Raw genomic sequence first — 7,986 nt, 5'->3', positions numbered from 1 at the left:
CCCTCGAATCGAGGGTGGCCCCACTGTCGTACGGCCGTGCGGGAGGGGCAGGGCTGTCCTGACCGGACCGGGCCCGGCCCGATCAGGACGAAGGACCCTACTTCACGGCCGAGTGCCAGTACCGGGACAGGTCCTTGCCCGCGTTCGGAGCGGCGGCGCCCGGGTCGTTGATGGTGACGACGTTGGTCTGCGCGTTGTTCAGCGTCAGGCTGTTGGTGCCGGCAGCGGCGGGCAGGCCCGTCTTGAGGTTGACGGCCCAGTTGAGCAGTCCGAGACCGCAGCCGTTGGCGCCGGGGGCGGCGAAGGTGGTGTCCGACTGGGTGGCGCCGGCGAGGCTGATGCGGCCCAGCACGCCCTCGGGGTTGTCGGAGCCGTCACCGTTGAACTGGAAGGAGCCGATCGTGGGCAGCGTCGAGTTCTTCGGGTGCAGCAGGATCGGGGCGGACGAGCTGCCGATGTAGCAGTTGTCGCCGAGCAGCGGGTTGGTCAGGTGGATGCGGACCGGCAGGGTGATGATCGGTGTGGTGGTGCCGAGGCCGGCCAGGAGCTTGAAGTCCGAGGGGTTGTTGACGGACTCGATGGTCGCGGTCACCCGGTTGAGGTTGACGTCGGCGAGGCTGTTGCAGATGCCGGTGATGACGAAGATGTCGCTCGGGCACATCAGCCCGAGGAGACCTCCGGGAATGTCGGCGGGCGCGGCGACCAGCGCGCCGCCCGCCGGAGAGACCGCCGTCGAGGTGTTGTTGGGGTGGGTCACCACGCCGAGCTGGAGGTCGCTCGCGCCGAACGGGACCACGGTGTTGCCGAGCTTGATGGTGCCGCTCGCGGAGTGCGAGGAGACGCAGACCGCGGTGTCGGTGGCGCCGTCGGCGGCCAGCATGGCGGCCGAGTCCACCGGGCACCGGGTGAAGGAGGCCCAGTTGCCGTTGAGGGTCGTGGCGGCCGTGGCGGATCCCATGGACGCGAAGGCGCCGAGGGCGGTGAGGCCGGCCAGCAGTCCCATGCGCGTCCGGTTCGAAGTGGCTCTCATGTCATCCCCTTTGACGGCAGCCGCCGTACGGGCGGCGGCATGCGCGGAGTTGCTCGGAAAGCGCCCGGTGAATCGGGCGCCGAGAACGGGCGGTGCGTCCGCCGAGGGAAGCGGCTCCGGCGGCGACGAGAATCGCTACGGTGAAATGAGCGCCGAATCGGTGGGATCTGCTCCCTGGCGACTCTGCTCTTTTCATCGAGCCGTGACGTTACTGGCGGGTCACACCGGTGCACAATGGCGGCGTTTGACAATCCTCGAAGGCGGCCTTGTTCTCGTGCCTGGGTGAGTGCTTATCCGGCCATTCTTGTCAGATGGTGAGCGGAGAGCTCGTCCCGTGAAATGCGGAGCCCGGGTTTCCGTTTGTGTGGGTCGTCCGGCCGACGCATACCGCACGGGGCGGGCGTGACGTGCGGGGATGCGGCCGGAGGGTGAGCCGGGCGACGGGAAAATTGTCACCCGGGAACAGTTCTGACGGCCGAACTGCTCACTTCTCGCGCAGAAATACGGGGCCGTAGGTTTGGCCGGGAAAACTTGGACGACGTGTATTGCCTGCCAGGTTACCCGCCCGTAGCCTCGCCCCGTGAGTACCCGGCGAAGTGTGCGGGTCTCCGCCGTCACGTGCGGGATCGGAACCCGGAGCGGCCCGCCGCACCGGTCTTCCCTCCCGGGAGCCCACCGTCCCGCCACCCCCCTGCGGCCCGGACTCTCGCCCCTCGGGGGCACCTCGACCCCGGCTTACCCGGGGCGAGGATCTCCCGCCTGCGGCGTCCGTGGTGAGTACGCAGCAAAGAACAAGGTTTCCACCGGGTTTTATCACTCGATGACAAGTGTGCCGATCTTTGGCCTCTTGACCGTTCGAGGGCTTGTCCTGGTGGTGCCGGTGAACTTAACGTGCGCCCCTCGGCGCATTTCTGTCACTTCGTGAGTGCACGCAGGAGGTGGGATGGGAATCGAAGTCGTTGTCGAAGGCCTTACCAAGTCATTCGGCAAACAGAACATCTGGCAGGATGTGTCACTCACGCTTCCCGCCGGTGAGGTCAGCGTCATGCTCGGGCCGTCAGGTACCGGGAAGACCGTGTTCCTGAAATCCATCATCGGGCTCCTCAAGCCCGAGCAGGGGCGCGTCCTCATCAACGGTGTCGACATGGTGAACAGCCCCGAAAGGGACATCTACGAGACCCGCAAGCTCTTCGGGCTCATGTTCCAGGACGGCGCCCTTTTCGGCTCGATGTCCCTTTTCGACAACATCGCCTTCCCGCTGCGCGAGCACACGCGCAAGTCGGAGTCCGAGATCCGCCGCATCGTCATGGAGCGCATCGACATCGTCGGCCTCCTCGGCGCCGAGGGCAAGCTGCCCGGAGAGATCTCCGGCGGCATGCGCAAGCGGGCCGGGCTCGCCCGCGCCCTGGTCCTGGACCCGCAGATCATCCTCTGCGACGAGCCGGACTCCGGCCTCGACCCGGTGCGCACCGCCTACCTCTCGCAGCTCCTGATCGACCTCAACGCGCAGATCGACGCGACGATGCTGATCGTCACCCACAACCTCGACATCGCGGCCACCGTCCCCGACAACATGGGGATGCTCTTCTCCCGCAACCTCGTCACCTTCGGCCCGCGCGAGGTGCTGCTCACCAGCGACCTGCCCGTGGTCTCCCAGTTCCTCTCGGGCCGCCGCGAGGGGCCCATCGGCATGTCCGAGGAGAAGGACGCCGCCCTGCTCGCCGCCGAGGCGTCCGACGGCCACGGCCCCGGCGGCCACGCCGGCCAGGGGCCGCGCGGCGTAGTCCCGCAGCTGGAACCCTCGCCCGGGATGCCCGTACGGCAGGGCGCCCTGCGCCGCCGCGAGCGGGTCGCCGCGATGATGCACCAGCTGCCGGTCGCCGCCCAGCACGCCATCCTGCGCAGCCAGACCACGGCCACCGGCGGTGCGCGCCCGTGACCGCCGAGATACCGGTGCGGCCGGCCGAGCCGCCGCAGAAGCCGCCGCCCGCGCCCGTACCCTCCTCGCAGCCCGTGCAGCGGCAGCCCTCGCGGCTGCTCGCCCCGCTGCGGGAGACCGGGAAGCTCTTCGCCCTCGGGATCGCGGTGACCCGGGCCGTCTTCCGGCGCCCCTTCCAGGCGCGGGAGTTCATCGAGCAGTTCTGGTTCATCGCGAGCGTCACCATCCTGCCTGCCGCGCTCGTCTCCATCCCGTTCGGCGCGGTCATCGCCCTCCAGGTCGGCTCGCTCACCGAGCAGTTGGGCGCCCAGTCCTTCACGGGCGGCGCCAGCGTCCTCGCCGTCATCCAGCAGGCCAGCCCGCTCATCGTCGCGCTGCTCATCGCGGGCGCCGGCGGCTCCGCGATCTGCGCCGACCTCGGCTCCCGCAAGATCCGCGAGGAACTCGACGCGATGGAGGTCATGGGCGTCTCACCCGTGCAGCGCCTCGTCGTCCCGCGCGTCCTCGCCACCATGTTCGTCGCCCTGCTCCTCAACGGCCTGGTCTCGGTCGTCGGTACGCTCGGCGGCTACTTCTTCAACGTGATCATGCAGGACGGCACCCCCGGCGCCTACCTGGCCAGCTTCTCCGCGCTCGCCCAGCTCCCCGACCTGTGGATCAGCGAGTTCAAGGCCCTCATCTTCGGCTTCCTCGCCGGGATCGTCGCCGCCTACCGCGGCCTCAACCCGCGCGGCGGACCCAAGGGCGTCGGCGACGCGGTGAACCAGTCCGTCGTCATCACCTTCATGCTGCTGTTCTTCGTGAACATGGTCCTCACGGCGGTCTACCTCCAGATCGTCCCCGCGAAGGGGGGCTGACCGATGTCCATGCTCAGCTGGCTCGACCGATCCGGCGATCAACTCAACTTCTACGTCCGCGCGTTGATCTGGATACCGCGCACCCTGCGCCGGTACACCAAGGAGGTGCAGCGCCTCCTCGCCGAGGTCGCCTTCGGCAGCGGCGGACTCGGGGTCATCGGCGGCACCATCGGCGTGATGATCGCCATGACGCTCTTCACCGGGACCGTCGTCGGCCTCCAGGGATACGCCGCCCTCAACCAGATCGGCACCTCCGCCTTCACCGGCTTCATCTCCGCCTACTTCAACACCCGTGAGATCGCGCCCCTGGTGGCCGGACTCGCGCTCTCCGCGACCGTCGGCGCCGGCTTCACCGCCCAGCTCGGCGCGATGCGGATCAACGAGGAGGTCGACGCGCTGGAGGCGATGGGCGTCCGCTCGATGCCCTACCTCGTCACCACCCGGATCATCGCGGGCGTCGTCGCCATCATCCCGCTCTACGCGATCGGGCTGCTCTCCTCGTACGTCGCCTCCCGGTACATCACCGTCCTCTTCAACGGCCAGTCCGAGGGCACCTACGACCACTACTTCAACCTCTTCCTCTCCCCGGACGACGTACTGCTCTCCGTCCTCAAGGTGCTGATCTTCAGCGTGCTGGTGATCCTCGCCCACTGCTACTACGGCTTCCGCGCCGAAGGCGGCCCCGCCGGGGTCGGCATCGCGGTGGGCCGCTCGGTGCGCAACGCGATCGTGCTGATCAGCGTCACCGACTTCTTCCTCTCGCTCGCCATCTGGGGCGCCACGACGACCGTGAAGGTGGCCGGCTAATGAACGCGCAGACGGTACGCCGCAGAGCCGCCGGGGTCACCTTCCTGCTGGTCCCCGCCGTGCTGGTGTGGGTCTCGGTCTCGGTGTACCAGAAGGACTTCCAGAACGACGCCACCGTGACCGTACGCACCGGCTCGGTCGGCAACGAGATGCACGACAACGCCGACGTGAAGCTGCGCGGCGTCGTCGTCGGCCAGGTCCGCTCCATCACGGCGGACGGCGACGGGGCGAGGCTCACCCTCGCCATCGACCCGGACAAGCTCGACCAGGTCCCCGCCGACGTCACCGCCCAGATGCTGCCGACCACCCTCTTCGGGGAACGGTTCGTCGCCCTCGTACCGCCGCAGGTGCCCTCGGGCGAGGCGCTGCGCGCCGGAGCGGTCATCCCGCAGGACCGGTCCAGCAACGCCATCGAGCTGGAGCAGGTGCTCGACAACGTCTTGCCGCTGCTGACCGCCGTGAAGCCGGAGAAGCTCTCCGCCACCCTCACCGCCGTCTCCCAGGCGCTCGAAGGGCGCGGCGAGAAGCTCGGCGACACCCTCGTCACCCTGGACGCCCACCTCAAGAAGCTCAACCCCCAACTCCCCACGCTCAACCGGGACATCCAGGAACTGGTGAAGGTCAGCTCGGTCTACGCGGACGCGGCGCCGGACATCGTCGACGCGCTCACCGACTTCACCACCACCAGCGGCACCCTCGCCGACCAGCAGGCCGAACTGGCCGGCCTGTACGGGACGGCGACCGGCGCCGCCCAGGACGTCACGGCCTTCCTGCGGAAGAACAAGGACAACCTCATCCGGCTCTCCGCCTCCGGCCGCCCCACCCTGGAAGTCCTCGCCAAGTACGCCGACGAGTACCCCTGCACCCTGCGCACCATGGCCGGCATGGTGCCCGCCATGGACAAGGCGCTCGGCAAGGGCACCGACCAGCCGGGCCTGCACGTCACCCTCAAGACCGTCCCGTCGAAGGGCAAGTACGTCGCGGGCCGGGACACCCCGAGCTACACGGCCACCGGCGGCCCGCACTGCTACACCGTGCCCTACCTGGGGGCCACCGCACCCACTGCCGAGGCCCGGGTGGCCGCCGACGACAGCGCGACGGCCGCCACCGGCGACGTCACCGCCGAAGGCACCACGGACGCGGCAGCCGGCGAACGCACCCTCGGCATCGCCAACTCTCCCGAAGAGAGCGCGCTCGTCAACGAACTCGTCGCTCCCACACTGAAAGTCCAGCCGCAGGACCTGCCCGACTGGAGCAGCGTGCTCATCGGTCCGGCCTTCCGCGGTGCGGAGGTGAAGCTCAAGTGAAGCGCCGCTCCCTCGCGGGACCCCTCACGAAATCGATCGTCTTCGTCCTGGTGACGACACTGGCGACCACCGTGCTCGCCCTGTCCATCGCCAACACCGGTGTCGGGGAAACCACGTCGTACAAGGCCCGGTTCACCGACGCCACCGGGCTCGTCGTCGGCGACAGCGTCCGCATCGCCGGGGTCAAGGTCGGGCAGGTCGAGTCCATCGGCCTCGCCGACCGCCGGGTCGCCGAAGTCCGCTTCGCCGTACGCAAGGGGCGTACGCTCCCCGCCTCGGTCACCGCGTCCATCAAGTACCTCAACATGGTGGGCCAGCGTTACATCGACCTCGACCAGGGCGCCGGGCCCGTCGGCCAGAACTTCACGGCCGGAGAGACCATCCCGCTCGCCCGCACCACCCCCGCGCTCGACCTGACCCAGCTCTTCAACGGCTTCCAGCCGCTCTTCGAGGGCCTCTCGCCGCCCGACGTCAACGAGCTGGCCGGCTCCATCGTCCAGGTGCTCCAGGGCGAGGGCGGCACGGTCGACAGCATCCTCGAACACGTCGGCTCGCTCACCACGACCGTCGCCGCCAAGGACAAGGTCATCGGCGAGGTGATCAAGAACCTCAACGAGGTGCTGAAGACGGTCAACGACCGCGAGGCCGGATTCACCGAACTGGTCGACACCCTCCAGCAGTTGGTCACCGGCTTCGCCGGGGACCGCAAACCGCTCGGTGAGGCCGTCACCGCGATGGGCGCCCTCACCACCGTCACGGCCGACCTCTTCGAGGACGGCCGTAAGCCCCTCAAGGACAGCATCAAGCAGGTCGGCCGGCTCTCCGACCAACTCGCCGACGCCACACCGGAGATCGAGAACTTCCTCGCGAAGACCCCGGCCAAGATGGAGGCGATCACCCGCCTCACCTCCTACGGGTCGTGGATGAACCTCTACCTCTGCGAGGCCAAGGTCTCCGGAGTCACCACCAGCGACGGCAGCACCCCGCCCACCGGCATCGCGATCACCGAACCGAGGTGCCAGGCGTGAACATCACCCCCATCAGGGAGCGCAACCCCGTCGCCGTCTCGGTCGCCGGCATCGTCGTCCTCGGCCTCGTCGGGTTCGCTGCGTTCCACGCCGACGCCCTGCCCCTCATCGGGGGCGGCACGACCTACACCGCCGACTTCTCCGAGTCCGCCGGGCTCGCCGACGGCGACGAGGTCCGCATCGCCGGAGTGAAGGTCGGCGAGGTCACCGGCGTCACGCTCGACGGCGCCAAGGTCAAGGTCTCCTTCCGGGTGAAGGACGCCTGGATCGGGAACTCCAGCACCGTCGGCATCGCCATCAAGACCCTCCTCGGCGACAAGTACCTCGCCGTCGACCCGCTCGGTACCACCGCCCAGGACCCGTCCCGGCGCATCGGCGCCGACCGCACCACCTCCCCGTACGACGTCACCCAGGCGTTCAACGGACTCGGCGAGACCATCGACGAGATCGACACCGACCAGCTCGCCGCGAGCTTCGACGCGATCTCCGACACCTTCAAGGACTCCCCGGCCCACGTCCGCAGCGCGGCGGACGGCCTGTCCGCCCTCTCCCGTACGGTCTCCGAGCGCGACGCCGAACTCGCCACCCTGCTGGGAGCGAGCAAGCAGCTCACCAGGACGCTCTCCAGCAAGGAGAGCTCCTTCGAGACGCTGCTGAAGGACGGCAACCTCCTGCTGGGCGAGATCCAGGCCCGCCGGGACTCCATCCACCAGCTGCTCACCGGCACCAAGAACCTCGGCATCCAGCTCACCGGTGTGGTCCAGGACAACAACAAGCAGCTGAAGCCCACCCTGGACGCGCTCGGCAGGGTCACCGCCGTCCTGGTGAAGAACGAGGACAGCCTGAACAAGGTGCTCTCGATGGCCGGCTCCTACAACCGGCTCGTCGGCAACACCCTCGGCAACGGCCGCTGGTTCGACAACTACGTCTGCGGTGTCGTGCCCAAGAACTACCTGCCGGCCGACGCGACCCCCGCGACCGGATGCATGCCGCCCAAACAGGAAGGGGGCAGCTGAAG

Annotated in this window: 7 protein-coding genes; 6 read left to right on the top strand and 1 reads right to left on the bottom strand. The window is 68.7% G+C overall.

Annotation, left to right across the window (positions count from 1 at the left end):
• Positions 1-97: 97 nt before the first annotated feature.
• Positions 98-1,030: a hypothetical protein gene (locus tag ACFWEP_RS02515; RefSeq protein ID WP_387364314.1), complete on the bottom strand. Its 933-nt coding sequence runs from the start codon at positions 1,028-1,030 to the stop codon at positions 98-100.
• Between the two features lie 943 nt (positions 1,031-1,973).
• Here ACFWEP_RS02515 and ACFWEP_RS02510 point away from each other — a divergent pair.
• The 6 genes from ACFWEP_RS02510 to ACFWEP_RS02485 are packed head-to-tail and all read left to right on the top strand — an operon-like array spanning position 1,974 to position 7,984.
• Entirely contained in the window at positions 1,974-2,969 is a 996-nt protein-coding gene (locus ACFWEP_RS02510) for an ABC transporter ATP-binding protein (RefSeq protein WP_387364311.1), read from the top strand.
• Positions 2,966-3,826, top strand: coding sequence for an MlaE family ABC transporter permease (locus ACFWEP_RS02505; RefSeq protein WP_387364308.1), 861 nt, complete (start codon positions 2,966-2,968; stop codon positions 3,824-3,826). The genes ACFWEP_RS02510 and ACFWEP_RS02505 overlap by 4 nt, the downstream gene beginning before the upstream one ends.
• A gap of 3 nt (positions 3,827-3,829) precedes the next feature.
• Entirely contained in the window at positions 3,830-4,633 is an 804-nt protein-coding gene (locus tag ACFWEP_RS02500; RefSeq protein WP_266711964.1) for an ABC transporter permease, read from the top strand.
• Entirely contained in the window at positions 4,633-5,940 is a 1,308-nt protein-coding gene (locus ACFWEP_RS02495) for an MCE family protein (protein ID WP_387364304.1), read from the top strand. The genes ACFWEP_RS02500 and ACFWEP_RS02495 overlap by 1 nt, the downstream gene beginning before the upstream one ends.
• Complete coding sequence (locus ACFWEP_RS02490; RefSeq protein WP_387364301.1) at positions 5,937-6,968, top strand: MCE family protein; 1,032 nt, start codon at positions 5,937-5,939, stop codon at positions 6,966-6,968. Before ACFWEP_RS02495 ends, ACFWEP_RS02490 begins: the two co-directional genes overlap by 4 nt.
• Complete coding sequence (locus ACFWEP_RS02485) at positions 6,965-7,984, top strand: MCE family protein (RefSeq protein WP_387364298.1); 1,020 nt, start codon at positions 6,965-6,967, stop codon at positions 7,982-7,984. The genes ACFWEP_RS02490 and ACFWEP_RS02485 overlap by 4 nt, the downstream gene beginning before the upstream one ends.
• The last annotated feature ends 2 nt before the right edge of the window (positions 7,985-7,986 follow it).

The sequence above is a fragment of the Streptomyces sp. NPDC060198 genome (assembly GCF_042728415.1).
Taxonomy (GTDB): Bacteria; Actinomycetota; Actinomycetes; order Streptomycetales; family Streptomycetaceae; genus Streptomyces.
This window is presented reverse-complemented; position numbering and strand designations above follow the sequence as displayed.

Coding starts and splice junctions, on each gene's coding strand:
- ACFWEP_RS02500 (WP_266711964.1), top strand. CDS start 3,830: ATGTCCATGCTCAGCTGGCTCGACCGATCCGGCGATCAACTCAACTTC.
- ACFWEP_RS02510 (WP_387364311.1), top strand. CDS start 1,974: ATGGGAATCGAAGTCGTTGTCGAAGGCCTTACCAAGTCATTCGGCAAA.
- ACFWEP_RS02495 (WP_387364304.1), top strand. CDS start 4,633: ATGAACGCGCAGACGGTACGCCGCAGAGCCGCCGGGGTCACCTTCCTG.
- ACFWEP_RS02515 (WP_387364314.1), bottom strand. CDS start 1,030: ATGAGAGCCACTTCGAACCGGACGCGCATGGGACTGCTGGCCGGCCTC.